23 protein-coding genes are annotated in these 24,961 nt (G+C 73.9%); 7 read left to right on the forward strand and 16 right to left on the reverse strand.

Going from position 1 to position 24,961, the window contains the following annotated elements; all coding sequences use genetic code 11:
- Positions 1-124: 124 nt before the first annotated feature.
- From era to ABEA53_RS07840, 5 genes are all read right to left on the reverse strand, one after another.
- Positions 125-1,051, reverse strand: a complete 927-nt coding sequence (gene era, locus ABEA53_RS07820; RefSeq protein WP_345480499.1) for a GTPase Era — start codon at positions 1,049-1,051, stop codon at positions 125-127.
- The gene (locus ABEA53_RS07825; protein WP_345480500.1) at positions 1,048-2,367 is read right to left on the reverse strand and encodes a hemolysin family protein; all 1,320 of its coding nucleotides are present in this window, start codon (positions 2,365-2,367) and stop codon (positions 1,048-1,050) included. Before ABEA53_RS07825 ends, era begins: the two co-directional genes overlap by 4 nt.
- Entirely contained in the window at positions 2,364-2,834 is a 471-nt protein-coding gene (ybeY, locus tag ABEA53_RS07830; RefSeq protein ID WP_345480501.1) for an rRNA maturation RNase YbeY, read from the reverse strand. The genes ABEA53_RS07825 and ybeY overlap by 4 nt, the downstream gene beginning before the upstream one ends.
- Entirely contained in the window at positions 2,831-3,814 is a 984-nt protein-coding gene (locus ABEA53_RS07835; protein ID WP_345480593.1) for a PhoH family protein, read from the reverse strand. Before ABEA53_RS07835 ends, ybeY begins: the two co-directional genes overlap by 4 nt.
- Positions 3,815-3,903: 89 nt before the next feature.
- Positions 3,904-4,323 carry an HIT domain-containing protein gene (locus tag ABEA53_RS07840; protein ID WP_345480503.1) on the reverse strand — a complete coding sequence of 140 codons (420 nt, stop codon included), beginning with the start codon at positions 4,321-4,323 and terminating at the stop codon, positions 3,904-3,906.
- Positions 4,324-4,463: 140 nt separating this feature from the next.
- Here ABEA53_RS07840 and argG point away from each other — a divergent pair, with 140 nt between their 5' ends.
- Positions 4,464-5,879 (forward strand): argininosuccinate synthase, encoded by a 1,416-nt coding sequence (gene argG, locus ABEA53_RS07845; protein ID WP_345480504.1) that lies wholly within the window; start codon positions 4,464-4,466, stop codon positions 5,877-5,879.
- 70 nt (positions 5,880-5,949) lie between these two features.
- Here the strand turns inward: argG and ABEA53_RS07850 are convergent, their stop codons facing one another.
- The 3 genes from ABEA53_RS07850 to hrcA all read right to left on the reverse strand — a co-directional run bounded on the left by ABEA53_RS07850 (position 5,950) and on the right by hrcA (position 8,875).
- Positions 5,950-6,672: a 16S rRNA (uracil(1498)-N(3))-methyltransferase gene (locus ABEA53_RS07850; protein WP_345480505.1), complete on the reverse strand. Its 723-nt coding sequence runs from the start codon at positions 6,670-6,672 to the stop codon at positions 5,950-5,952.
- A gap of 10 nt (positions 6,673-6,682) precedes the next feature.
- Positions 6,683-7,771 (reverse strand): molecular chaperone DnaJ, encoded by a 1,089-nt coding sequence (gene dnaJ / locus ABEA53_RS07855; protein WP_345480506.1) that lies wholly within the window; start codon positions 7,769-7,771, stop codon positions 6,683-6,685.
- Between the two features lie 69 nt (positions 7,772-7,840).
- On the reverse strand, positions 7,841-8,875 hold the full coding sequence (gene hrcA / locus ABEA53_RS07860; RefSeq protein ID WP_345480507.1) for a heat-inducible transcriptional repressor HrcA: 1,035 nt from the start codon (positions 8,873-8,875) through the stop codon (positions 7,841-7,843).
- Positions 8,876-9,024: 149 nt separating this feature from the next.
- Here hrcA and ABEA53_RS07865 point away from each other — a divergent pair, with 149 nt between their 5' ends.
- Both ABEA53_RS07865 and ABEA53_RS07870 read left to right on the forward strand, forming a co-directional pair.
- On the forward strand, positions 9,025-9,543 hold the full coding sequence (locus ABEA53_RS07865; RefSeq protein ID WP_345480508.1) for a magnetosome magnetite crystal formation protein family: 519 nt from the start codon (positions 9,025-9,027) through the stop codon (positions 9,541-9,543).
- A gap of 97 nt (positions 9,544-9,640) precedes the next feature.
- A complete protein-coding gene (locus ABEA53_RS07870; protein WP_345480509.1) occupies positions 9,641-10,027 on the forward strand; it encodes a DUF4870 domain-containing protein in 387 nt (128 codons plus the stop codon).
- On the opposite strand, the gene hemW is transcribed toward ABEA53_RS07870, so the two are convergent.
- Positions 10,020-11,264, reverse strand: a complete 1,245-nt coding sequence (hemW, locus tag ABEA53_RS07875; RefSeq protein ID WP_345480510.1) for a radical SAM family heme chaperone HemW — start codon at positions 11,262-11,264, stop codon at positions 10,020-10,022. The two genes, ABEA53_RS07870 and hemW, sit on opposite strands and share 8 nt — an antisense overlap.
- 35 nt (positions 11,265-11,299) lie before the next feature.
- Here hemW and ABEA53_RS07880 point away from each other — a divergent pair, with 35 nt between their 5' ends.
- Positions 11,300-11,983, forward strand: a complete 684-nt coding sequence (locus ABEA53_RS07880) for an HAD family hydrolase (RefSeq protein WP_345480511.1) — start codon at positions 11,300-11,302, stop codon at positions 11,981-11,983.
- 70 nt (positions 11,984-12,053) lie between these two features.
- Here the strand turns inward: ABEA53_RS07880 and ABEA53_RS07885 are convergent, their stop codons facing one another.
- Together ABEA53_RS07885 and lepA are read right to left on the reverse strand one after the other, a co-directional pair.
- Positions 12,054-12,692 (reverse strand): DUF1990 family protein, encoded by a 639-nt coding sequence (locus ABEA53_RS07885; protein WP_345480512.1) that lies wholly within the window; start codon positions 12,690-12,692, stop codon positions 12,054-12,056.
- Positions 12,689-14,533 carry a translation elongation factor 4 gene (gene lepA / locus ABEA53_RS07890; RefSeq protein ID WP_345480513.1) on the reverse strand — a complete coding sequence of 615 codons (1,845 nt, stop codon included), beginning with the start codon at positions 14,531-14,533 and terminating at the stop codon, positions 12,689-12,691. Before lepA ends, ABEA53_RS07885 begins: the two co-directional genes overlap by 4 nt.
- A gap of 45 nt (positions 14,534-14,578) precedes the next feature.
- On the opposite strand from lepA, the gene ABEA53_RS07895 reads away from it, so the two are divergent.
- Positions 14,579-15,058 (forward strand): NUDIX hydrolase, encoded by a 480-nt coding sequence (locus tag ABEA53_RS07895; RefSeq protein WP_345480514.1) that lies wholly within the window; start codon positions 14,579-14,581, stop codon positions 15,056-15,058.
- Between the two features lie 164 nt (positions 15,059-15,222).
- Positions 15,223-17,346, forward strand: a complete 2,124-nt coding sequence (locus ABEA53_RS07900; RefSeq protein ID WP_345480516.1) for a RecQ family ATP-dependent DNA helicase — start codon at positions 15,223-15,225, stop codon at positions 17,344-17,346.
- 43 nt (positions 17,347-17,389) lie between these two features.
- Here ABEA53_RS07900 and ABEA53_RS07905 read toward each other — a convergent pair whose 3' ends face one another.
- Entirely contained in the window at positions 17,390-18,529 is a 1,140-nt protein-coding gene (locus ABEA53_RS07905; RefSeq protein ID WP_345480517.1) for a pyridoxal phosphate-dependent aminotransferase, read from the reverse strand.
- 149 nt (positions 18,530-18,678) lie between these two features.
- Between ABEA53_RS07905 and rpsT the strand changes: the two genes are divergently transcribed.
- The gene (rpsT, locus tag ABEA53_RS07910; protein ID WP_345480518.1) at positions 18,679-18,939 is read left to right on the forward strand and encodes a 30S ribosomal protein S20; all 261 of its coding nucleotides are present in this window, start codon (positions 18,679-18,681) and stop codon (positions 18,937-18,939) included.
- 124 nt (positions 18,940-19,063) lie between these two features.
- Here the strand turns inward: rpsT and ABEA53_RS07915 are convergent, their stop codons facing one another.
- The 4 genes from ABEA53_RS07915 to ABEA53_RS07930 are packed head-to-tail and all read right to left on the reverse strand — an operon-like array spanning position 19,064 to position 24,926.
- A complete protein-coding gene (locus tag ABEA53_RS07915; RefSeq protein WP_345480519.1) occupies positions 19,064-20,926 on the reverse strand; it encodes a helicase HerA-like domain-containing protein in 1,863 nt (620 codons plus the stop codon).
- 46 nt (positions 20,927-20,972) lie between these two features.
- On the reverse strand, positions 20,973-21,998 hold the full coding sequence (holA, locus tag ABEA53_RS07920) for a DNA polymerase III subunit delta (protein WP_345480521.1): 1,026 nt from the start codon (positions 21,996-21,998) through the stop codon (positions 20,973-20,975).
- Positions 21,999-22,008: 10 nt separating this feature from the next.
- Positions 22,009-24,324, reverse strand: a complete 2,316-nt coding sequence (locus tag ABEA53_RS07925) for a ComEC/Rec2 family competence protein (RefSeq protein ID WP_345480522.1) — start codon at positions 24,322-24,324, stop codon at positions 22,009-22,011.
- Positions 24,321-24,926 (reverse strand): helix-hairpin-helix domain-containing protein, encoded by a 606-nt coding sequence (locus ABEA53_RS07930; RefSeq protein ID WP_345480523.1) that lies wholly within the window; start codon positions 24,924-24,926, stop codon positions 24,321-24,323. The genes ABEA53_RS07925 and ABEA53_RS07930 overlap by 4 nt, the downstream gene beginning before the upstream one ends.
- Positions 24,927-24,961: the final 35 nt, after the last annotated feature.

Below are 24,961 nucleotides of genomic sequence, written 5' to 3' on the forward strand. Positions count from 1 at the left end.
GCCGCCTGGCCGCCGTTCGCGGATCCGCAGTTCTTCGCCGACACGCCGCGCCGCAAACCTCCGGGCACGGCGTGTCGCCCGAGAAGTGCGGATCGGCGGAGGAAGTGCGGATCCGCGGAGGAGCTCAGAAGCCGAGGCGGCCGAGCTGCTTGGGGTCGCGCTGCCACTCCTTGGCGACCTTCACGTGCAGGGCGAGGAACACCTTCGTGCCGACGAGGGGCTCGATCTCGGCCCGGGCGGCGGTGCCGACCTGCTTCAGGCGGGAGCCCTTGCTGCCGATCATGATGATCCGCTGGCTGTCCCGCTCCACCCAGACGTTGGCGTAGATGCGGGTCATCCCCTCCTGCTCCTCGATGTCGTCGACGGTGACGGCGAGGGAGTGCGGCAGCTCCTCGCGGGCGCCCTCGAGCGCGGCCTCGCGGATCAGCTCGGCGATGCGCTGCTCGAGCGACTCGTCGGTCACGGTCTCCGTCGAGTACAGCGCGGGCGACTCGGGCATCAGCGCGAGCGCCTCCTGCGCGAGCACGTCGAGCTGCAGCCCGTCCTGCGCGGAGACCGGGATCACGCTCGCCCAGTCGCCGAGGTCGCTGACGGCCTGCAGCTGCTGGACCACGCGGTCCTTCGGCACGGCGTCGATCTTCGTGACGATGGCGATGCGCTTCGCTTGCGGGGCGTCGTCGAGCCGCTTGTGGAGGAAGCGGTCGCCGGGGCCGATCGGCTCGCCGGCCGGCACGCAGAAGCCCACCACGTCGACGTCCGACAGCGTCGTGGCGACGACGTCGTTCAGCCGCTCGCCGAGCAGCGTGCGGGGGCGGTGCATGCCCGGGGTGTCGACGACGATCAGCTGGCCGCCGGGCCGGTTGACGATGCCGCGGATCGCCCGCCGCGTCGTCTGCGGCTTCGGCGAGGTGATCGCGACCTTCTCCCCGACCAGCGCGTTCATCAGCGTCGACTTGCCGACGTTCGGCCTCCCGACGAAGGTCAGGAAGCCGGCGCGGAACGCGGCTCCGTCCGCAGCGGCCTCGGCCCCGGTCCCGTCAGCGGTCGTCATGCGCCCATCACCTTCGCGTCCTCCTCGGCGTCCTCGTCCTCGACCTGCAGGCGGTGCACGAGCACCCGGCTGAGCCCGCGGCGGCGGCCCTCGAGGTGCTCCGCGGTCAGCTCGAGGCCGTCGACCTGCACGCGGTCGCCGAGCATCGGCAACCGGTCGAGGTGCTTCGTCAGCAGACCGCCGACGGAGTCGACGTCCTCGTCCTCGATCTCGCGGTCCACGAGGTCGGACAGCTCGTCGAGCTGCATGCGCGCCGACACCAGCCAGCGGTCCTCGCCCGCGGGCACGGCGTCCGGCGACTCCCGGTCGGACTCGTCGGTGATGTCGCCCACGAGCTCCTCGATCAGGTCCTCCAGCGTCACGAGCCCGGCGATGCCGCCGTACTCGTCGACCACCATCGCGAGGTGGTTCGAGGCGGTCTGCATCTGCCGCAGCGTCTCGTCCGCCTTCTTCGAGTCGGGGACGAACAGCACGGGGCGGGCCAGCTCGGCCGCGGACGGCTGCCCCTCCTTCTTCGGCGCGCCGGTGCGCTTCTTCGGCTGCTCGGTGAGCACGCGGGCGACGTCGCGCAGGTGGAGCACGCCGACGATGTCGTCCGCGTCCTTCGCCCGCACGGGCATGCGCGACACGGCGCGGTCGAGCAGGAGGCGCATCGCGACGTCCGCCCGGGCGGTCGCCTCGATCGTCACCATGTCGGTGCGGGGCACCATGACCTCGCGCACCGCGGTGTCGCCCCACTCGAAGATGGAGTGGATCAGCTCGCGGTCGACCTGCTCGAGCACGTCCTGCTCGGTGGCCTCGTCGACCATGCTGAGCAGCTGCTCCTCGGACGTGAACGTGGAGGCGCTGCGAGCGCGACCCGGGGTGACCCGGTTACCGAGCCAGACGAGCACGCTCGCGAGGGGCCCGAGCACGAGCCGCGACGCGCGGATGACGGGTGCGGCCGCCCGCAGCAGGCCGCGGGGGTGGGTGCGGCCGACGCTGCGCGGGCTCGCGCCGACGAGCACGAACGACACCGCGGTCATGATCGCGGCCGCGATCAGCAGGACGAGCCACGGGTTCTCGACGATCGCGGTGAAGGCGAGCGTGACGAGGACCGCGGCGGTCGTCTCGGCGAGCACGCGGAGGAAGTTGACCGCGTTGATGTGCGCGCCCGTGTCGGCGGCGATCGCGAGGAGGGACGTGCGGAAGCGCGCGCGCATCGCGGCCTCCTGCAGCTCCGCGCGCGACAGGGCGACCATGGCCGCGTCGCATGCCGCGAGGAGGCCGCCGAACGCGACGAGCACGAAGGCGGCGACGAGGAAGGAGGCGGTCATGCCCGCCGCTGCTGCTTCTCCTGCACCGCGAAGCCCACGAGGATGTCGCGCTGCACGCCGAACATCTCCCGCTCGTCCTCGGGCTCGGCGTGGTCGAAGCCGAGCAGGTGCAGCAGGCCGTGCGCCGTCAGCAGCTTGATCTCGTCGAGCACGGAGTGCCCGGCCGTCTTGGCCTGCGACTCCGCGACCTGCGGGCACACGACGATGTCGCCGAGCAGCCCGGCGGGCGTCGGGGCGTCGTCGGTTCCGGGGCGCAGCTCGTCCATCGGGAAGCTGAGCACATCGGTCGGGCCGGGCTCGTCCATCCACTGCACGTGCAGCTGCTCCATCGCGGCCTCGTCGACGAACAGGATCGCCACGTCCGCGTCGGGGTGCACGTGCAGCAGGTCGAGCCCGAAGGTGACGAGCCGCTGGATCGCGGACTCGTCGACCGGCATGCCGGACTCGTTGTTCAGCTCGACGCTCATCGGTCGCGGCCCTGCTCGCCGTCGTTCCGCGCAGCGGCGGCGGCGAGCTGCTCCTCGTCGTACCGGCTGTAGGCGTCGACGATCCGGCCGACCAGCGAGTGCCGCACCACGTCCTCGATGCCGAGGCGCGCGAAGTGGATGTCGTCGATGCCCTGCACGATCCGCTGCACCGTGCGCAGGCCGGAGACGTTGTGCGGCAGGTCGGCCTGCGTGACGTCGCCGGTGACGACCATCTTCGAGTTGAACCCGAGTCGCGTCAGGAACATCTTCATCTGCTGCGGCGTCGTGTTCTGCGCCTCGTCGAGCACGACGAACGAGTCGTTCAGCGTGCGGCCGCGCATGTACGCCAGCGGGGCGACCTCGATCGTCGACGTCGCCATGAGCTTCGGGACCAGCTCGGGGTCCATCATCTCGTTCAGCGCGTCGTACAGCGGGCGGAGGTACGGGTCGATCTTGTCCGTGAGCGTGCCGGGCAGGTAGCCGAGCCGCTCGCCCGCCTCCACCGCCGGTCGCGTGAGGATGATGCGCGAGACCTGCTTGCGCGTCAACGCCTGCACGGCCTTCGCCATCGCGAGGTACGTCTTGCCGGTGCCGGCGGGGCCGATGCCGAAGGTGATCGTGTTGTGGTCGATCGCCTCGACGTACGACTTCTGGCCGAGCGTCTTCGGGCGGATCGCCTTGCCGCGCGCGGTCAGGATCGCCTGCCCGAGCAGCTGCGCGGGGTGCGAGTCCCGGTCGCTCTCGAGGATGCGGGCGGAGGAGTCGACGTCGACCGGGCCCAGTTCCTGACCGTTGCGGACCATCTCCAGCAGCTCCTCGATCAGTCGGACGGCGGCGTGCACCTGGCCGGGCTCGCCGTCCAGGGTGATCTCGTTGCCGCGCACGAGCACCTCGACGAGCGGGAACTGGTGCTCGATCTGGCCGAGCAGGCGGTCCTGCGGGCCGAGGAGGCGGACCATCGCGATGCCGTCGACGGCCATGGTCCGCGTTTCGGAGCCGGCGGCCGGGTAGCGGCGGGTCACGGACGATGCCGTGCGTCCCGCGGTCGGGCGGAGGTCGTCGGAGTCGGTCAAGCTTCCTCTCCATCGGGCATGCCGCCCGTCATCGTGCGCTCGTCGAGCCCCGTCGGGGCCGCGCCATCCGCATGCCGCCGGCCCGCGGCCAGCACGTGCGCGTGCACGTGGAAGACGGTCTGCCCCGCGCCCGCACCCGTGTTGAAGACCAGTCGGAAGTCCGCGGCGCCGGCCTGCTCCGCCGCGGTCCGCGCGACCTCCACCATGGAGGCGAGCAGCTTCGGGTCGGCCGCAGCGAGCTCGGTCACGTCGCGGTAGGCGTCGGTCTTCGGGACGACGAGCAGATGCACCGGCGCCTGGGGTGCGATGTCCCGGATCACGAACACGTCGTCCGTCTGCAGCACGATCTCGCTCGGGATCTCCCCGCGCAGGATGCGCGTGAAGACCGAGGGCTCCGTGCCGACCCGCTCCGCCATGGCCGACGATCCTACCGTCGCGGGGGACATCGGCCCGGGCGGCTGCGGGAACTCGCGGCGCCCGCTCGGGCGGCGGGGCGCATGCGCGGCGGGTGCCGCGTTCGGAGGCGCCTCCCGGCGCCCTCGTAGACTCGGGAACCGTGTCGAAGATCCTCTCGGACCTCCCCGTCGGCCAGCGCGTCGGCATCGCCTTCTCCGGAGGGCTCGACACCTCCGTGGCGGTCGCCTGGATGCGCGAGCACGGGGCCGTCCCGTTCACCTACACGGCCGACCTCGGGCAGTACGACGAGCCCGACCTGTCCGGCCTGCCGGACCGAGCGAGGGCGTACGGCGCCGAGGGCGCCCGGGTCGTCGACGTCCGGTCCGCGCTCGTGGAGGAGGGCTTCGCGGCCCTCGCGTGCGGCGCGTTCCACATCCGCGCCGGCGGCATGCCCTACTTCAACACGACGCCGCTCGGCCGCGCCGTGACCGGCACGACGCTCGTGCGCGCGATGCAGGAGGACGGCGTCTCCATCTGGGGCGACGGGTCCACCTTCAAGGGCAACGACATCGAGCGGTTCTACCGCTACGGCCTGCTCGCGAACCCCGACCTGCGGATCTACAAGCCGTGGCTCGACCGACGGTTCGTCGGCGAGCTCGGCGGCCGCGCCGAGATGTCCGCCTGGCTCACCGAGCGGGGCCTCCCCTACCGGGCGAGCGCCGAGAAGGCGTACTCGACCGACGCCAACATCTGGGGCGCGACGCACGAGGCCAAGAAGCTCGAGGAGCTCGACGCCTCCGTCGAGCTCGTCGAGCCGATCATGGGCGTCCGCTTCTGGGACCCGGCCGTCGCGATCGAGACCGAGGACGTCGTCGTCGGCTGGGAGCAGGGCCGCCCCGTCAGCGTCAACGGCACCCGCTACGACGACGCGGTCGCCCTGGTGCACGCGGTCAACGGGATCGGCGGCCGCCACGGCCTCGGCATGACCGACCAGATCGAGAACCGGATCATCGAGGCGAAGAGCCGCGGGATCTACGAGGCGCCGGGCATGGCGCTGCTGTTCATCACCTACGAGCGCCTGGTCTCGGCGATCCACAACGAGGACACCCTCGCCGCGTACATGACGGACGGGCGCCGCCTCGGCCGCCTGCTCTACGAGGGCCGCTGGCTCGAGCCGCAGGCGCTGATGCTGCGGCAGGCCCTCACCCGCTGGGTCGGCGCGCCGATCACCGGCGAGGTGACGCTGCGCCTCCGCCGGGGCAACGACTGGACCGTGCTGAACACGGTCTCGCCGAACGCGACGTACCACCCGGACCGGCTGTCGATGGAGCGGACCGTCGACGCGGCGTTCAGCCCCGACGACCGCATCGGGCAGCTCACGATGCGCAACCTCGACCTCGCCGACTCCCGCGCGAAGCTGGAGTACTTCGACGGCCTCGAGGTGCTCGGCGGCACGGTCAGCGAGCTGGTCGGCGACCTCGAGCCGGGCCGCGCCTCCCACATCGCCTCCTCCGGCCACGACGACAGCGCCGAGGAGGCGCTCGACGCCGCCGCGATGGAGTCCGGCACCGACTGAGCCCGTCTTCATCTTCACGGAGTTCTGGCGCGGCTTCGCCGCGACTAGAACTCCGTGAAGATGAAAGAGGTCAGGGCCAGAGGTCGAGCTTCGCCGCGAGGGCGGCGAGCGCGGCCGGGCCGGCCGTGGAGGTGCGGAGCACCAGTGGGCCCAGGCGCACCGGCGTCGCGCCGACCGCGGTGAGCCGGTCGAGCTCCTCCGGGGCGATGCCGCCCTCCGGCCCCACGACGAGCACCAGGTCGCGGCCCTCGGGCACGGTCGCGTCGAGCAGGCGGACCTCCGCGGTCGGCTCGAGCAGCAGCACCGTCGCATCGGCGGCCATCGCGGCGACGTCCGCGGTGGAGGCGAGGGGCAGCACCTCCGCGGCCCACGGGCGCATCGACTGCTTGCCGGCCTCGCGGACGATCGACGCCCAGCGGGCGACGCCGCTGTCGACCTTCCCGCCGGTCCACCGGGTGACGCTGCGGGCGGCCGACCACGGCACGACGGCCGCGACGCCGAGCTCGGTCGCCGCCTGGATCGCGGCCTCGTCCCGCCCGCCCTTGGCGAGCGCCTGCACGAGCACGACGCGCGGCGCGGGTGCGGGCTCCTCGCGGAGCGCCAGCACGGCCAGCTCGACGAGGTCTCGGCCCACCGCGGTCGCCTCGGCGTCCGCGACGCGGCCGCGCCCGTCACCGACGACGATCCGCTCCCCCACCCGCAGCCGCGAGACCTGAGCGGCGTGCCGCGCCTCCTCCCCCGTCAGCCGCGCGGCGTCCGCGGTCAACGAGGAGGCGAGGTAGAAGTGCGCCACCGCCGCCCGATCAGACGCCGAGGAAGCGGTCGCGCAGCTTCGCGAAGAGCCCCTGCTGGAAGTGCGAGAACTGCGGCGCCTTCTGCTTGTTCCGGCCCGCCAGCTGCCGCACCAGCTCGGTCGCCTTCGCGTCGAGCTTCGTCGGAGTGACCACCTGCACGCCGATCCGCAGGTCGCCGCGGCCCGCGCCGCGCAGGCGGGTGATGCCGCGATCGGGCACCGTGATGACCTCGGCGCTCTGCGCGCCGGGCTTCACCTCCACCTCGACCGGGCCGTCGAGCGCCTCCAGCGTCGCCGTGGTGCCGAGGATCGCGTCCGTCATCTGCACCTCGAGCGTCGCGAGCAGGTCGTCGCCCGCACGGCTGAACACGTCGTGGTGCCGCACCTTGATCTCCAGGTACAGGTCGCCGGCGGGGCCGCCCGCCTGGCCGACCTCGCCCATGCCGGCCATCTGCAGGCGCAGGCCCGTCTCGACGCCGCCGGGGATGTCGACCGGGATCGTCGTGCGGGCGCGCACGCGGCCCTGGCCCGCGCAGTTCGAGCAGGGGTGCGGGATCACGGTGCCGTAGCCGCGGCAGACGGTGCAGGGCGTCGAGGTCATGACGTTGCCGAGCAGGGAGCGGACGGCGCGCTGGATCTGGCCGCTGCCGTGGCAGATGTCGCAGGTCGCGAGCGACGTGCCCGGCTGCGTGCACGCGCCGTGGCAGACGTCGCAGAGCACCGCGGTGTCGATCTCGAGGTCGCGGTGCGTGCCGAAGACGACGTCCTCGAGGTCGATCTCGACCCGCAGGAGCGCGTCCTGCCCCCGCTCCTGCCGCGACTTCGGGCCGCCGCGCATCCCGCCGCCGAAGAACGACTCGAAGATGTCGCCGAAGCCGAACTGCTGCCCGCCCTGCGAGCCGCCCATGTCGTACTCCTGCCGCTGCCGCGGGTCGGAGAGCACGTCGTAGGCGTGGGTCACGTCCTTGAACTTCTCGGCCGCGTCCGCGCCCGGGTTCACGTCCGGGTGCAGCTGGCGCGCGAGCCGGCGGTACGCCTTCTTGATGTCGTCGGCGGAGGCGTCGCGTGCGACGCCCAGCACTTCGTAGTGGTCAGCCACGTGGGCCCTCCTCGTCGCCGCACCCTGCTGCGGCGGCACGTTCTCGGCCGCGGTCCGCGGCCTCGTGGATCACTCCTCGCCGAGGAGCTTCGACAGGTAGCGCGCCACCGCTCGCACGGCGGCGATGTTGCCCGAGTAGTCCATGCGGGTCGGACCGAGCACGCCGATCCGCGCGACCTCGCCGGCGGACGACCGGTAGCCGCCCGCCAGGATCGACGTCTCCGCGAGCCCGACCAGCGGGTTCTCCCGGCCGATCGAGACGGAGACGCCGCGTTCGTCGAGCTCCATCTCGCGGAAGAGGCGCAGCAGCACGACCTGCTCCTCGATCGCCTCGAGCACGGGCAGGATGCTGCCCGGGAAGTCCCGCTCGGTGCGGGCGAGGTTGGCGGTGCCGGCGAGGATCAGGCGGTCCTGGCGGTCGTCGACCGTCGCGGACAGCGCGGCGCCGATGCGCTCGAGCACCGTCCTGCGCGGCGCGGGCAGCGTCTCGGCGAGCGACTGCAGCGTCGCGGGCACGTCGGCGAGCAGCCGGCCGACGAGCACGCCGTTGATCCGGGCGCGCAGCTCGGCGAGGGCGACGTCGTCGACCAGCGGCTGGTCGTCGCCCTGCGGCAGCTCGACGACCTTCTGGTCGACCCGCCCGGCGTCGGTGATCAGCACGACGAGCAGCCGGCTCGGCGACAGCAGCACCAGCTCGACGTGCCGCACGTAGGAGCGGGGTACCACCGGTATCTGCACCAGGGCGACCTGGTTCGTCAGCTGCGACAGCATGCGGACCGTGCGCGCGAGCACGTCGTCGAGGTCGGCGCCCTCCTCCAGGAAGGTGCGGATCGCCATCCGCTGCGCGGTGGTCATCGCGCGCACCTCGGCGAGGTGGTCGACGAACATGCGGTAGCCCTTGTCCGTCGGCACGCGGCCGGAGGAGGTGTGCGGAGCGGCGATCAGGCCGTCCTCCTCGAGCGCCGCCATGTCGTTCCGGATCGTGGCGGCCGAGACGCCGAACGAGTAGCGGTCGACGATCGTCTTCGACCCCACCGGCTCCCGCGAGGCGACGTAGTCCTGCACGATGGCCCGCAGGACGTCGAGTCCGCGCTCCGAGACCATCGCGCACCTCCCGCCTGGCACTCCTTGCACCGGACTGCCAATTCTAAACCCGACCGCCGACGAGCCTGGCATCGCACGCGGGCCTGTCGATAGCCTGAACGCCGTTCCAGCGGTGCGGCGAGCGCGCCGCTCGAGGTCAGGAGCACGCGATGCGGGAGTCCCGGCCGACGGTCGCGGCGGCACCGCTGCCGCCCGCGGACGAGACGCTCTGGTCGACGCTCGCGCACTTCGGCACCGTCGTCGGCTTCCTGCCGTCCCTGCTGATCCTCCTCCTCGTGGGCCCGCGCAGCGCCCGGGTGCAGGAGGAGGCGGGGAGGGCCCTGGACTTCGCGCTGACGGCCTGCATCGCACTGGTCGCGCTGTGGGTCCTGGGCGCCGCGGCCGGCGGCGTCGCGTCGATCGTGCCCCGCGGCGCCGACCTGCCGTTCCTGCTGCTCGGCTTCCTCATCGGGCTCGTCGCGTTCGGCGGCTGGGTGCTCGTGGTCGCGCTCTCGATCGCCGCCGCGGTGCGGGTGCACCACGGCGCCTCGTTCCGCTACCCGTTCTCGCTGCGCCTCGTCGAGCGGCTGGATCCCGTCAGGAGACGACCGCGACCGATGGCCGCACCCCCGCCTCCGCCCCGGCGCAGCCGCTCAGCCCGAGCGACGAGCGGACGTGATCGACCCTGATCACGTCGGCTCGCCATCGCCTTCATCAGGTGACCGCCTCGCCGCATCCGCCCGGGCGGATGCGGCAGGCTCGCCGTCCGCACATCGAGAGGAACCCGTGAGCGACTACCAGACCCCCTCCGTCACGCCGCGACCCCTGCAGCCGAGCGACGAGCGCATGTGGGCGATGTTCACGCACCTCAGCGCGCTCGTGGGCATCGTGGTCGGCGCCGGCTTCGTCGGCTGGCTCGGCCCGCTGATCATCTTCCTGGTCTTCAAGGACCGCAGCGCCTTCGTGGCGGAGCACGGGAAGGCGACGCTGAACTTCCAGATCACGATGCTCGTCGCCGCGTTCGTCGCCGCGCTGCTGTGGATCGTGCTCGTCGGGTTCCTGATCACCGCCGCGATCTACGTGATCGTGATCGTGTTCTCGATCATCGCGACGGTCGCCGCCAGCCGTGGCGAGCGGTACGTCTACCCGCTCACCATCCGCTTCATCAAGTAGGGGCGGAGCCCTCGGCGGGCAGGAGGCGGCGGACGACGCCGTCCGCCAGCAGCCGGCCCGAGCGCGTCAGCACGACGCGGCCCGCGAACGCCGGCCCCGCCTCCACGAGCCCGTCGGCGAGCAGCCCGGCGATCGCCCGCCGTCCCCCGGTGTCAAGGCGGTCGACGGGCATGCCGTCCGCGAGGCGGGTCTCGAGCAGCACCCGCTCGACCGCGCGGGTCGCGTCGTCGAGCGTCTCCCGGCCCGCGGCCGGCGAGCCGCCCGCGGCGATCCGCTGCGCGTACGCCGCCGGGTGCTTCACGTTCCACCACCGCACGCCGCCGACGTGGCTGTGCGCGCCGGGCCCGACGCCCCACCAGTCCTCGCCCGTCCAGTAGGACAGGTTGTGCCGCGACCGCGCGCCGTCGTGCCGCGCCCAGTTGCTCACCTCGTACCAGCCGTAGCCGGCGGCCGCGAGGCGCTCGTCGGCCAGCTCGTACATGTCGGCCTGCAGGTCGTCGTCCGGCGCCGGCACCTCGCCGGACCGGATCCGGCGCGCGAGCGCGGTGCCGTCCTCGATGATCAGCGCGTACGCCGACAGGTGGTCGGGCTCGAGCGCGAGCGCCGTGTCGAGGCTGCGCCGCCAGTCGTCGAGCGACTCCCCCGGTGCGCCGTAGATCAGGTCGAGGCTGACGTCGAGCCCGGCGTCCCGCGCCCAGCCGACCACGAGCGGCACCCGCTCCGGGTCGTGGGTGCGGTCCAGCACCTCGAGCACGTGCGGCACGGCGGACTGCATCCCGAACGACACCCGCGTGAAGCCCGCATCCGCGAGGGTGCGCAGCGCGGCCGCGTCGACCGAGTCGGGGTTCGCCTCCGTCGTCACCTCCGCGCCCGGCGCCAGGCCGAAAGTGTCGCGGACCGCGCCGAGCATGTGGGCGAGATCGGCGGGCGGCAGCAGCGTCGGGGTGCCGCCGCCGAAGAACACGGTGCTCGCCCGCCGCTGCGGCAGCCCCGCGTCGGCGAGCACGGCGGCGGCGAAGGCGACCTCCTCCGCCGCCTGCCCCGCGAAGTCGCTGCGCCGGGCACCGCGCAGCTGGTCCGACGTGTACGTGTTGAAGTCGCAGTAGCCGCAGCGCACCCGGCAGAACGGCACGTGGAGGTAGACACCGAGCGCGCGGTCCTCCGCGCCGTCGAGCACGGAGGCCGGGAGGCGGCCGTCCGCAGGGGCGGGATCGGCGATCGGCAGGGCGCTGGGCATCAGGATCCATTGTCCGGCTCCGGAAGACTGTCCCCGTGCGCACCCCTTCCGCCAAGACCGTGCTCTGGGACGTCGACGGCACCCTGCTGCTGAACTCCGCGAAGGCCGGCACGTTCTACCACGACGCGATCCGCGAGGTCGCGGGTGTCGGACCGGTGCCCGGCGAGCCCCACGCCGTCGAGCACGGCAAGACCGACGGCCAGATCATCAGCGAGCGGCTCACGCGGTGGGGCGGCGACCCCGCCCTCTTCGACGCGGTCTCGCGGCGCATGGACGAGCTGTCCGACGCGTACCTGACCGACGCCGCCCGCCGGCGGGCCGCACCGGGCGTCGACGCCGCGCTGCACGCGGTCGCGGAGGCGGGCTGGGCCAACGGCCTGCTGACGGGCAACTCGCGGCACCGCGCCCGCGTGAAGCTCGAGGGCGCCGGGCTCGACGTCGACGCGTTCGACTGGGAGCGCTCCTACTTCGGCGACCGGTACCTGCGCCGCAGCGACCTGACCGCCGCGGCGCGGGACGACCTCGCGGGCGCCTCCGCGCTGATCCTCGGCGACACCCCGGCGGACGGCGAGGCGGCCGACGCGGTCGGCTTCCCGTTCATCGCGGTCGCGACGGGCGTCTACTCGGCGGAGGAGCTCCGCCGCACCTCCGCCGTCCTCGTGATGCAGGACCTCGAGCACGGTCTCCCGGCCCTGCTGGACTCCCTCCGCACCCTCTGACCCCGGACTTTGCTCACGCTTCTTGCCGCGCGACGAACCGTCGTGCGGCAAGAAACGTGAGCAAAGACCGCTAGGCGACGTTGGAGGGGTGCAGCGCCCGGACGATGCGCTCGTCCACCTTGCGCTGCAGCGCCTCGGGGTTGCTGCGGCTGAAGCGGGCGAGGCGCGACGGGGCCGGCGCCTCCCACAGCGAGCGCAGGTGGACCCAGACGCCGTCCTGCTCGTCGTGCTCGACGACGAGGTAGCGCTCGGCGACCTCCGTGTGCCCGTGCATCGAGCCGTAGACGAAGCCGATGCGTCCGGGCTCGTCGACGACCGACAGCACCTTGACGCGACCGGCGGCGGGCACGGGCTCGGCGGCCTCGATCACGGCCGTCATGCCGGGCGTGACCCAGGGCGTGCCGTCCTCGAGGTAGAGGGGGCCGGTGCCGCGCGGCGACAGCGCCGCCTCCTCGGCCCGCACGTCCTCGACGCGGTACCCGGCGGCGCGCAGGGCGCCCCAGGTCATCAGCGCCCGGCCGGCGAGGTCGAAGCGGCGCGCGCCGCTGCCGATGCGGTGCCGGTACTCGGCGGACCGGAAGCCGGCGGGCGGGAACGAGACGACGTCGGGGCGGGCCGTGACGCCGATCGCCGCGTAGTTCAGCCCGTGGTCGATCGGGGCGGAGCCACCCCGGCGCAGGGGGCCCGCGCCGGTACGGACGGTGCTCACTTCTTGGCGACCTCGGTGTCACCGGAGAGCGCCGCGATGAACGCCTCCTGGGGCACGTCGACGCGACCGATGGTCTTCATGCGCTTCTTGCCCTCCTTCTGCTTCTCCAGCAGCTTGCGCTTGCGGGTGATGTCACCGCCGTAGCACTTTGCTAGCACGTCCTTGCGCATCGCCCGGATCGACTCGCGGGCGATGATGCGGGCTCCGATCGCCGCCTGGATCGGGACCTCGAACTGCTGCCGCGGGATCAGCTTCTTCAGCCGCTCCGTCATGAGCGTCCCGTAGGCGTACGCCTTCTCGCGGTGCACGATCGCGCTGAACGCGTCGACCCGCTCGCCCTGCAGCAGGATGTCGACCTTCACCAGGTCGGCGGCCTGCTCGCCGACGGGCTCGTAGTCGAGCGACGCGTAGCCCGCGGTGCGGCTCTTCAGCTGGTCGAAGAAGTCGAAGACGATCTCGCCGAGCGGAATCGTGTACGAGATCTCGACCCGCTCCTCCGACAGGTACTCCATGCCGATCAGCGAGCCGCGGCGGCTCTGGCAGAGTTCCATCACGGTGCCGACGTAGTCCTTCGGGGCGAGGATCGCGGCCTTGACCATCGGCTCGCGCACCTCCGCCACCTTGCCGACCGGGTACTCGCTCGGGTTGGTGACGGTCACCTCCTTGCCGTCGTCCGTCGAGACCTCGTAGATCACGGAGGGGGCGGTGGCGATCAGGTCGAGGCCGAACTCGCGCTCGAGGCGCTCGGTGACGATCTCGAGGTGGAGCAGACCGAGGAACCCGCAGCGGAATCCGAAGCCGAGCGCCACGGACGTCTCGGGCTCGTACACGAGCGCCGCGTCGGACAGCTTCAGCTTGTCGAGCGCCTCGCGCAGGTCCGGGTAGTCGGCGCCGTCGATCGGGTAGAGGCCCGAGAAAACCATCGGCTTCGGCTCGGTGTACCCGGCGAGCGGCTCGGCGGCGGGCTTCACCGCCGTCGTGACGGTGTCGCCGACCTTCGACTGGCGCACGTCCTTCACGCCGGTGATCAGGTAGCCCACCTCCCCCACGCCGAGGCCCTTGGAGGGGGTCGGCTCGGGCGAGGAGACGCCGATCTCGAGGATGTCGTGCGCCGCGCGCGTCGACATCATCTGGATCCGCTCGCGCGGGCCCAGGTTGCCGTCGACCATGCGGACGTAGGTGATGACGCCTCGGTAGGCGTCGTAGACCGAGTCGAAGATGGCGGCGCGGGCCGGCGCGTCCGGGTCGCCCTTCGGGGCGGGGATCCGCGCGACGACGCGGTCGAGCAGGTCCTCGACGCCCATGCCGGTCTTGCCGGAGACGCGCAGCACGTCGGCCGGGTCGCCGCCGATCAGGTTCGCGAGCTCGGCCGCGTACTTCTCCGGGTCCGCCGCGGGCAGGTCGATCTTGTTGAGGACCGGGATGATCTCGAGGTCGTTCTCGAGCGCGAGGTACAGGTTCGCGAGCGTCTGCGCCTCGATGCCCTGCGCCGCGTCGACGAGCAGGATCGCGCCCTCGCACGCGGCGAGCGAGCGGGACACCTCGTAGGTGAAGTCGACGTGGCCCGGGGTGTCGATCATGTTCAGCGCGAACACGTCGTCGCCGACCTGCCAGGGCATGCGGACCGCCTGGCTCTTGATCGTGATGCCGCGCTCGCGCTCGATGTCCATCCGGTCGAGGTACTGGGCGCGGGCGTCGCGGTCGGACACGATCCCGGTGATCCCGAGCATCCGGTCGGCCAGCGTCGACTTCCCGTGGTCGATGTGCGCGATGATGCAGAAGTTCCGGATGCGCGCCGGGTCCGTCGAAGCGGGCTGGAGGGGCGTGAGGGCGCGGGGCATGGCGCCGACAGTCTCCCCCATGCAGCGCGCGACTAGCGTCGAGCCGTGCCGACGCCCGATTTCATCCTCCAGCTCCGCGAGCACATCGGCACCATCCCGCTCTGGCTCGTCGGCACCACCGCGGTGGTCGTCGACGGCGACCGGCTCCTGCTGGTGAAGCGCGCCGACACCGGCGAGTGGACCCCGGTGGCGGGCATCGTGGAGCCCGGCGAGCACTCCGCCGACGCCGCCGAGCGCGAGGTGTGGGAGGAGGCGCGGGTCCGCGCCGTCGTCGAGCGGCTGGCAGCCGTCGGCGTGACGCAGGAGTACGAGTACCCGAACGGCGACCGCACGCGGTTCACGGACCACACGTACCGGCTGCGCTACGTGTCGGGCGAGCCCGCGGTCGGCGACGACGAGTCGACGGACGCCGGCTGGTTCCCCCTCGACGCGCTGCCCGAGATCCCGGAGCGCTACCTCGCCCGCATCCGCCGCGCCCTCGCGCCCGGCACCGAGACGATCCTGGTCCGCGACCCCGAGGCCTGACCCGGTCGGAGCACGGGCTCGTCGTGCGGCCGGCTCGACCTGATCCACGCGCCGTCCCGTCAGCGACCGAGCGCTTGGTCGATGACAGGACGGGGCGTCGAACGAGCCGGTGCGGGCGTCGTCCACGGCGACGGCTGTCACCGGGGCATGACACGGTCTGCGGCGTGACCGACAGCCTCACCGACACCCGCGACGACGCGCTCGCCGTGCTGCGCACCCTCGTCGGGCGCCCCGACGCCGACTTCCACGACGGCCAGTACGACGCGATCTCCTCGATCGTCGACGGCTCGCGGCGCGCGCTGGTCGTGCAGCGCACCGGGTGGGGCAAGTCCGCCGTCTACTTCGTGGCGACGAAGCTGCTGCGCGACCGCGGCGCGGGGCCGACGCTGCTCGTCTCCCCCCTCCTCGCGCTCATGCGCGACCAGGTGGCCGCCGCTGCACGGGCGGGGGTGCGGGCCGCCTCCATCGACTCCGCGAACGCGCACCTGTGGGACGACGTGCGGGCTCGGCTCGCCGCGGACGAGATCGACGTGCTGCTCGTGTCGCCGGAGCGGCTGAACAACCCGGACTTCCGCGACACGCAGCTGCCGGACCTCATCGACCGCACGGGCCTGATCGTGATCGACGAGGCCCACTGCATCTCCGACTGGGGCCACGACTTCCGCCCCGACTACCGGCGCCTGCGCGAGCTCGTCGCGACGGCCGGCGGCACCCCGGTGCTCGCGACCACCGCCACCGCGAACGGGCGCGTCGTCTCGGACGTCGTCACGCAGCTGGGCGGCGCGGAGGACGTGCTCACGATCCGCGGACCGCTCGCCCGCGCCTCCCTCCGCCTCGGCGTCCTGCGCACGCGCGACCAGGCGACCCGGCTCGGGTGGCTCGTCGAGCACCTCCGCGACCTGGAGGGGTCCGGCATCGTCTACGCGCTGACGGTGTCCGCCGCGGAGGACACGGCGCGGCTGCTGCGCGAGGCCGGCTACGACGTGCTCGCCTACACAGGCAAGACGGAGAACGCCGAGCGGGAGGCGGCCGAGCAGGCGCTCAAGGAGAACCGGGTCAAGGCGCTCGTCGCCACCAGCGCGCTCGGGATGGGGTTCGACAAGCCCGACCTCGGCTTCGTCGTGCACCTCGGCGCCCCCTCCTCCCCCGTCGCCTACTACCAGCAGGTCGGCCGCGCGGGCCGCGCCACCGACTCGGCCGACGTCCTGCTGCTGCCGGGCAGCGAGGACGAGGCGATCTGGTCGTACTTCGCGACGGCGAGCATGCCGACGGAGGAGAAGGCGGCCGCGGTGCTGCGGGAGCTGGAGCCCGAGCGCCCGATCTCCACACCGGCGCTCGAGGCGCTGGTGGACATCAAGCGCAGCCGGCTCGAGCTGCTGCTGAAGGTGCTCGACGTGGACGGCGCCGTGCAGCGCGTGCGCGGGGGCTGGATCGCGACCGGGCAGCAGTGGACGTACGACGCCGAGCGGTACGAGCGCATCGCCGCTGCCCGCCGCACCGAGCAGCAGCACATGCTCGACTACGAGGCGCTGCCCGCCGGCGAGGCGGGCTGCCGCATGCAGTACCTGCAGCGCGTGCTCGACGACCCGACGGCCGTGCCGTGCGGCCGCTGCGACAACTGCGCGGGCGTGTGGTTCCCGACCGAGGTGTCCGGCGACTCCGCGGGCACGGCCGGGGCCGCGCTGCACCGCGTCGGGGTCGCCATCGAGCCGCGCAAGCAATGGCCGACGGGCGCCGACTCCCGCGGGCTGCCGCTCAAGGGGAACATCGCGCCGGGCGAGCGGCCGGAGGAGGGCCGCGCGATCGCCCGGCTCACCGACCTCGGCTGGGGGGGCACGCTCAGGCAGCTGCTCGCACCGGGCACGCCCGACCAGGAGGTGCCGCGCCCGGTCGTCGACGCGGCCGTGCAGGTGCTGCGCGAGTGGGGCTGGGCCGAGCGGCCCGTGGGCGTCGTCGCGATGCCGTCGTCCCGGCGGCCGCTGCTCGTCGCGTCGACCGCCCGGGCGCTGTCCGAGATCGGGCGGCTGCCGCTGCTCGGCGCGCTCGAGGCGACGACGTCCGGACCGCCGAGCGGGGGCGGCGGCGCGAGCCTCGCCCGGCTCGCGGGCGTGTGGACGGCGTTCCGGGTGCCGGAGGACCTGCGGGCGCGCCTCGCGGAGACGAGCGGGCCCGTGCTGCTCGTCGACGACTCGGCGGACAGCCGCTGGACCCTCACGGTCGCCGCCCGCCTCCTGCGGCAGGCGGGTGCGTCGGCGGTGCTGCCTTTCGCCCTCGCCCTGCAGGCCTGAATCCCTTCGTTCCGCAGACGTGGAACGCCTGCGGAACGAGGGGTCAGGCGGGGTCGGGCAGGCGGCGCAGGCCCTCGAGCAGGTCCTCGCGGCTGGCGGCCGCGCAGACGCGGATCCAGCCCTCGCCGGCGGCGCCGAACGCGCTGCCGGGGGCGACCGACACGCGGCGCTCGAGCAGGAACCGCTCGGCCCACGACGTGACGTCGCCGCCCGTCGCGTACGACAGGTCGACCCACAGGTAGAACGCGCCGTCGGGCTCCCGGTAGCGGATGCCGCGCTCGTCGAGCAGCGCCGTCGCCGCGCGCAGGTTCTCCCGGTAGTGCACCGCGGCGGCTGTGACGGCGTCCTGCGGGCCCTCCAGCGCGGCGACCGCGGCGCGCTGCGCCGGGGAGTTGACGCAGGAGATCAGCGCCTCCTGGAAGCTGCGCAGCAGGCTCGCCGGCGTCGGCGGCGTCACGAGGTAGCCGACCCGGCCACCGGTCAGCGCGTACGTCTTCGAGAACGACTGCACGGTCAGCACCCGCGCCGGGTCGATCGACGCCGGACTGACGTGCGGCAGCCCGTAGGTGAAGGCCTCGTAGACCTCGTCGCTCACGATCCACAGGTCGTGCCGCTGCGCGAACTCGACCAGCTCGCGCACCACGTGCTCCGGGAACACGACGCCGAGCGGGTTCGAGGGCGAGTTCAAGATGATCGCCCGCGTGCGCGGTGTGACGAGCGCGTCGAGGTCGGCCGCCTGCGGGAGGAAGGCGTGCTCGGGGTCGAGCCGGTACGGCACCGGCACCGCGAACTGCATCCGCGGCGCCATGGTGAACGTCGTGTACCCGGGGTCGGGGATCAGGACCTCGTCACCCGGGGCGAGGATCAGGCCGAGCGCGAGGTACAGCGCCTCGGTCGCCCCCGGCGTGACCCATACCTGGTCCGCGCCGACGTCGACGCCGTTGTCCCGCCGCAGCTTCATCGCGATCGCCGCGCGCAGCTCGGGGATGCCGCCGTTGCCGGTGTAGCGGGTGTCGTCCGCGAGCCAGGCGGCGCTGCCGGCCTCGAGCACGTGCGGCGCGACGGGCAGGTCGGGCTCCCCCACGGCCAGCGCGATGATGTCGTCGAGGGTCAGCGCGATCTCGAGGATCCGGCGGATGCCGCTCTCCGGCACGGACAGGGCGTTCGCGGTGTAGGACGGCACCGCGTCATTCAACCGCCGTCCCACGGGGGCCGCTCGACTGCTAGGCTGCCGGTCGGCTTTCGGGTACCAGCGCGCCCTCCGCGCCGCCCGTCGAGGCTCCTCCCCCACAGGAGCGGCCTCCACCCCATCTGCGAACCAGGAGCATCCGCATGGCCAACATCAAGAGCCAGATCAAGCGCATCGCCACGAACAAGAAGGCGACCGAGCGCAACAAGGCCGTCAAGAGCGAGCTGAAGACCCACGTCCGGGCCGTCCGCACCGCCGTGACCGCCGGCGACAAGGACAAGGCGATCGCCGCCCTCGGCCTCGCGTCCAAGAAGCTCGACAAGGCCGTCTCCAAGGGCGTCATCCACAAGAACCAGGCCGCGAACCGCAAGTCCGCGATCGCGAAGGCCGTCTCGAGCCTCTGAGTCGAGCATCCCGAAGGGCCGTCCGCGTCAGCGGGCGGCCCTTCGTCGTGCCGCCCGCGATCGTGCTCCGGATCCGTGCCGCTGCGATCGCGTCGAAGCGGCACGGATCCGGAGCAGGATGACGTCAGCGGCCGCGGCGGCGGGTGCCGAAGATGCCGCCCAGCACGTCGCCGAGCATGCGCTGGGTCTGCCGGTTGCCGAGCACCTTGGTGACGACGGAGACGCCCTGCTGCATCGCCCGGTTGCGGGCGGCGGCCTGGCGGTCCGCCTCCCGCTGCGCCGCGGCCCGCTCGCGGTCGGCCTCCTTGCGCGCGGCCGCGTCCTTCCGCGCCTCGGCCGCCGCCCGCTTGTCCGCGGCGGCGTCGGCCTTCGCCTGCTCGGCGGCCTCCTTCTCGGCGCGGTCCGCCTCTGCGGCGGCGTTCATCTTCGCGGTGAGCACCTCGGAGGCGGTCTCCCGGTCGAGCGCCGTGCCGTACTTCGCCTGCAGCGGCGACGCGGCGACCGCCGCCGCCATCGCGTCGGCCGGCGTGGGCGCCATCAGCGCCTGCGGCGCCCGCAGGCGGGTCCACGCGACCGGCGTCGGCGCCCCGTTCTCGTTCATCACGGTCACGACCGCCTCGCCGATGCCGAGGCCCGTCAGCACCTGCTCGAGGTCGTAGCCGGACCGCGGGTAGGTCTGCACGGTCGCCCGCAGCGCCTTCGCGTCGTCCGGCGTGAAGGCCCGCAGCTGGTGCTGCACCCGGGAGCCGAGTTGCCCGAGCACCTCCCCCGGCACGTCCTTCGGCGTCTGGGTGACGAACACGATGCCGACGCCCTTCGACCGGATCAGCCGGACCGTGCGGATCACCTGGTCGAGGAAGTCCTTCGACGCGTCCGCGAACAGCAGGTGCGCCTCGTCGAAGAAGAACACGAGCTTCGGCTTCTCCGGGTCGCCGACCTCGGGCAGGTCGTTGAACAGGTCGGCGAGCAGCCACATCAGGAACGTCGAGTACAGCGCGGGCCGGTCGGCGACGCCGGGCACCTCGAGCAGGCTGACGATGCCCCGGCCGTCCGGGGCGGTGCGGAGGAACTCCCGGGTGTCGATCTCGGGCTCCCCGAAGAAACCGTCCGCACCGGCGTCCGCGAAGCCGACGAGCTCGCGCAGGATCACGCCGATCGTCGCGCCGGAGATGCCGCCGAGCCCCGCGAGGTCCGCCTTGCCCTCGTCGCCCGCGAGCCACTGCAGCACCGCCCGCAGGTCCTCGAGGTCGGCGAGCGCGAGCCCGTGGTCCTCGGCGTAGTGGAACACGAGCGCGAGGCTCGACGCCTGCGTCTCGTTCAGCCCCAGCACCTTCGCGAGCAGGAGGGGGCCGAAGCCGGACACCGTCGCGCGGATGGGCACGCCCGTGCCCGCGCCGCCGAGGGAGAAGAACTCGACCGGGAACGACTCCGGCGTCCAGTCCTGCCCGATGCCCGCCGTGCGGGCGGTGAGCTTCGGGTCGGCGACGCCCGGTGTGGCCACGCCGGACAGGTCGCCCTTGATGTCCGCCGCGAAGACCGGCACGCCGGCGGCGGACAGCTGCTCCGCGAGCGCCTGCAGCGTGCGGGTCTTGCCGGTGCCCGTGGCGCCGGCGACGAGCCCGTGGCGGTTCAGCATGCCGAGCGGCACCCGCACCTGCACGTCGGGCTGCGGGGCGCCGTTCATCAGGGCGCCGAGCTCGAGCGCCGGGCCCTCGAAGGCGTAGCCCCGCCGCACGGCGTCGACCTGCTCGTCGGTCAGCGGCCCGGGCGCGGTCCCGCTCGCTGCGGGCCGGGCCGCTGCCGGTGCGGCGGCCTGCGCCTGCAGGGACGCGGCCTGCGCCTGCGCCGCCTCCAGCGCCTGCGCGGCGGCCGCAGCGGCCTCCTGCGCGCGCGCCACCGCTGCCTGCGCCTCCTCCTGCAGCCGTGCCGCCTCCGCCGCAGCCGCGTCCGCTGCGGCCTGGGCCTGCTCGATCGTGGGGTCGCTCATGGACGGCATCCTGGCAGCAGGCGTGCGCGACGCGCACGGCCCGGTCTCAGGTGCCGGTCCCGCCCCGTGCGGCGATGAAGGTCACGAGGCGCTCGACCGCGTACTCGGTGTCCCGCGCGCCGCCCTTCACGCGCTCGTCGGTCTCGGCCGTGAACACGATCGCCCGGCCGAGCCCTGCGGCCTGCCAGCCCTGCGCGTCCCGGCGGGCCCGCTCGACCTGCCACGGGGCCATGCCGAACTCCGACGCGATCTTCGCGGGGGCCCCGCGCGCGTCGAGCACCTTCGCCATGGAGCGCAGCTTCGCGGCGAGCGCCGCGACGATCGGCACAGGGTCGGCTCCGCTGTCGATCGCGTGCCGCAGCAGCACGAGGGCCTCGCCCGTGCGGCCCGCCAGCGCCGCGTCCGCCACGGCGAAGGCGTCCGTCTCCATCCGCCCCGCGTAGTACGTCTGCACGGTGCGCTCGCCGATGTCGCCGGTGGTGTCCGCGATGAGCTGCTGGCAGGCGCTCGCGAGCTCGGCGAGATCGCCCTGGAACGCGGACACCAGCACGCGCAGCGCGCCGGGGCTGATCCGCCTGCCGGCCGCGCGGAACTCCCCGGACGCGAACGCGGAGCGGTCGGCGTCGCGCTTCACCTCGGCGCACGCGATCTCGATGCCGCCGCCCGCGCCGCCGCGGATCGCATCGAGCAGCTTCTTGCCGCGCACGCCGCCGCTGTGCCGCAGCACGAGGGTCGCCCCGTCGTCGGGCGCCTCCAGGTAGCGGAGCGTCTCATTCAGGAACGCCTCCGACAGCCGCTCGACGGCGGTGACGCGGATGAGGCGCGGCTCGCCGAACAGCGACGGGCTCGCGAGCGTCGTGAGGTCGCCGGGCACCGCCGCGGCGGCGTCGAGGTCCGTGACCTCGAGGCTGGGATCCGCCGCGGCGAGCATCTCGCGGATGCGCCTGATCGCCCGGTCGGCGAGCAGGTCCTCCGGTCCGGACACGAGCACGACGGGCGCGGGTCGGGCCTCGCTCCAGGCGACCTGCGGGATCTTCGCGCTCGCGGCGCGGGTCGCGGGCCGGGCTGCCATGACCACGAACCTACTTCGCCGGCACCCACACGGCCGCGGTCACGGGCCGCTCGGACCAGACGCGGATCCGGCCGTCGCGCCAGGAGACGAGGACCAGGCCGTCCTGGTCCGTCCGCACCGCCCGGGTGCCGGTCGCCCGCAGGATGCCGAGCAGGCGCCGGGTCGGATGGCCGTAGTCGTTCCCCGCGCCGACGGAGATCACGCCGAACACCGCTCCCGCCGCGGCGTAGAAGGCGGGGCTCTGGTCGGCGGAACCGTGGTGGGCGACCTTCACGACGTCGACGCCCGGCAGCGGACCGGCGGCGAGCAGCGCGTTCTGCGCCTCCTCGCCGAGGTCGCCGGTCAGCAGCGCGGAGGCGCCGCCGCCGGTCACGTGCAGGGTGACGCTCGCGGCGTTGCCCGCCTCGATCGCACCGAGCGGATCGGGTGGCCAGAGCACGTCGAGGCGCAGGCGGCCGAGCTGCGCCGCGTCGCCGCGGTGCACCTGCCGGATCGCGGACCCGCCGCGGCGCAGCGCAGCGACCGTCGCGGCCGCCGCGGGACGGTCCACGGGGCCGACGAACGTCGTGCGCACCCGACCGGCGAGCGACGCCGCGGCGCCGACGTGGTCGGCGTCCCAGTGCGTCAGCACCAGCAGGTCGACGCGCGAGACGCCGAGGCGCCCGAGGCAGGCGGCGATCGGCGCGTCCTCGCGTCCGGTGTCGACCACCGCGTACCGACCGCCGCCGCCGTTCAGCACGAGCCCGTCGCCCTGGCCGACGTCGCAGGCCGCGACGGTCCAGTCGCCCGGCGTACCGGCGATGCGCCCCGCCGTGCCGCCGACCGCGGTGCCCGCGAGCACCAGCACCGCGAGCACCGTCGTCACCGCACCGGCGACCCGCATCCGACGCGGGGCCGTGCGGGCGAGCATCAGCACCCCGGCGACGAGGAGCAGCGCGGCCAGCGCCGCGCCGGCGATCCCGATCGGCCAGCCGAGCTGCGGGAACCGCGCGACCGTGCGCGCCACCAGACCGATCCAGGCGGCGGGGAGCCACCCGAGCGCGGCGGCGATCCAGGCCAGCGGCGGCGCGATCGGGCCGAGGAGGCAGGCGAGCAGCCCGAGCACGGTGACGAGCGGCGCCGCGGGCTCGGCGAGCAGGTTCGCGACGACCCCGAAGACCGGGATGCCGGGCTGCAGCAGGATCAGCACCGGCTGGCAGGCCGCCTGCGCGGCGATCGGTACCGCGAGCACGAGCGCCAGGCGGCGCGGCAGCACCCGCGCCAACCGGTCGGCGAGCGGCACCGCGAGCAGCAGCAGGCCTGCGGTCGCGGCGGCGCTGAGCACGAAGCCCGCGCTCCAGCCGAGCCACGGGTCGAGCACCAGCAGCACGAGCACCGCCACGGCGAGCGCGGGCGGGCCGGCAGCGCGGCCGCCCCGCAGTGCGCACAGGAGCGCCACCGCGGCCATCGCCGCCGCGCGGACGACGGAGGGCTGCGGCGTCACGAGCACGACGAAGCCGGCGAGCGCCGCGCCGGCCGACACGATCCGGAGGCCGTGCGGCAGCCGGAGCGCCGCGCCGAGCGCGAACACCGCGACCGTGACGACCGCGCAGTTCGCCCCGGACACCGCGGTCAGATGGGTGAGCGACGCGTCCCGCATCGCCTGCCGGAGGTCCGACCCCACCCGGCTCGTGTCGCCGACCGCGAGCCCGGGCAGCAGCGCCGCGCCGTCGCCGCGCAGCCGCGCGGTGCGCTCGACGAGCCCCGTGCGCAGCGATGCGGCCACGCGCTGAGCGGGAGGAGGCGGCCGCACGAGTACCGCCCGGCCGAGCACCGATCCGACGGCGGCGGCGGCATCGGGCGGCGCGGTCGCGTGCAGCCGGACCCGCACGCGGACGACCGCACCGGGCTGCGCCCGCACCGGGCCTTCGGCGAACAGCGTGACCGGCACCTCCACCGGTGCGCCCGCGACGCCCACGACCGCGCCCCGCAGCAGCGTGCGGGACGCGAGTCCGCCGGTGAAGTCGTTGCCGCCCGACGCGCCCGTCGAGTCGACGCGCACCTCGACGACGACGGCCCGCCCCATCGGCAGCGCCGCCGGATGCCGGCGGACGTCGCCGGCCGCCGCGGCCAGGAGCACGGCGGCGCAGACGAGCGCGCCCGCAGCGAGCAGGACGCGGCCGCGAGCGGAGCGACGCACGGCCCGCACGGCGAGCACGGCACCCGCGGCCAGCGCGAGGACGGCGCCGGGCGCAGCGAGCCGCGGCAGGGCGGTGCCGAGCAGCGCCGCGGCCCAGGTCGCCGCCGCGGGCAGCAGGAGCCCGGACCGGACGAGCCGGTCGCTCACGGCACGACCAGGTCGCGCAGGCCGGCGAGCGTCTTCGGGCCGATGCCGCCCACCTCCGACAGCTGGTCGACGGAGGAGAAGCCGCCGTGCGCGTCGCGGTACGCGATGATCCGGGCCGCCAGGGCCGGCCCGATCCGCGGCAGCGTCTCGAGCTGCGCCGCGGTCGCGGAGCCGAGGCTCACGGTCGCGGGGCCGCCGGTCCCGGCCGTGGAGCCGGACGCGGCCGCCGACGGCGCCCCGCGCTTCGGCACGACCACCTGCTGCCCGTCCGCGACCCGGGCCGCGAGGTTCACCCCGCTCTGGTCGGCGGCCCCGGTCGGACCGCCCGCCGCGGTGATCGCGTCGATGATCCGCGAGCCCGCGGGCAGGGCGACGAGCCCCGGGTGGCGCACGGCACCGCTCACGTGCACGAGCGCGGGCGTCGGTGCCGCCGCGGTCGGGACGACGCGGACCGCGGGCGCCTCCGCCTCGCTGCCCGACGCCTGCCCCGCGGCGAGCACCACGGCGACGAGGAGCACGACCGCGGCGGCCGCGGCGGCGAGGATCAGCGGCAGCGGCCGTCCTGCCGTCGCCATCGCGAACCGCGTCCGGAGGGAGTCCACCCGGGGACCGTAGAGCGGGGTCGTCGACCGGTCGG

Origin of the sequence: Amnibacterium soli, from assembly GCF_039544415.1 — a bacterium.
Taxonomy (GTDB): Bacteria; Actinomycetota; Actinomycetes; order Actinomycetales; family Microbacteriaceae; genus Amnibacterium; species Amnibacterium soli.

What these genes read in the sequence shown, in the direction of transcription:
- era (WP_345480499.1), bottom strand. Translation starts at nt 1,051, where the DNA reads ATGACGACCGCTGACGGGACCGGGGCCGAGGCCGCTGCGGACGGAGCC.
- ABEA53_RS07825 (WP_345480500.1), bottom strand. Translation starts at nt 2,367, where the DNA reads ATGACCGCCTCCTTCCTCGTCGCCGCCTTCGTGCTCGTCGCGTTCGGC.
- ybeY (WP_345480501.1), bottom strand. Translation starts at nt 2,834, where the DNA reads ATGAGCGTCGAGCTGAACAACGAGTCCGGCATGCCGGTCGACGAGTCC.
- ABEA53_RS07835 (WP_345480593.1), bottom strand. Translation starts at nt 3,814, where the DNA reads ATGGCCGTCGACGGCATCGCGATGGTCCGCCTCCTCGGCCCGCAGGAC.
- ABEA53_RS07840 (WP_345480503.1), bottom strand. Translation starts at nt 4,323, where the DNA reads ATGGCGGAGCGGGTCGGCACGGAGCCCTCGGTCTTCACGCGCATCCTG.
- hrcA (WP_345480507.1), bottom strand. Translation starts at nt 8,875, where the DNA reads ATGGTCTCGGAGCGCGGACTCGACGTCCTGCGGGCCATCGTGCAGGAC.
- ABEA53_RS07865 (WP_345480508.1), top strand. Translation starts at nt 9,025, where the DNA reads ATGCGGGAGTCCCGGCCGACGGTCGCGGCGGCACCGCTGCCGCCCGCG.
- hemW (WP_345480510.1), bottom strand. Translation starts at nt 11,264, where the DNA reads ATGCCCAGCGCCCTGCCGATCGCCGATCCCGCCCCTGCGGACGGCCGC.
- lepA (WP_345480513.1), bottom strand. Translation starts at nt 14,533, where the DNA reads ATGCCCCGCGCCCTCACGCCCCTCCAGCCCGCTTCGACGGACCCGGCG.
- rpsT (WP_345480518.1), top strand. Translation starts at nt 18,679, where the DNA reads ATGGCCAACATCAAGAGCCAGATCAAGCGCATCGCCACGAACAAGAAG.
- ABEA53_RS07915 (WP_345480519.1), bottom strand. Translation starts at nt 20,926, where the DNA reads ATGAGCGACCCCACGATCGAGCAGGCCCAGGCCGCAGCGGACGCGGCT.
- holA (WP_345480521.1), bottom strand. Translation starts at nt 21,998, where the DNA reads ATGGCAGCCCGGCCCGCGACCCGCGCCGCGAGCGCGAAGATCCCGCAG.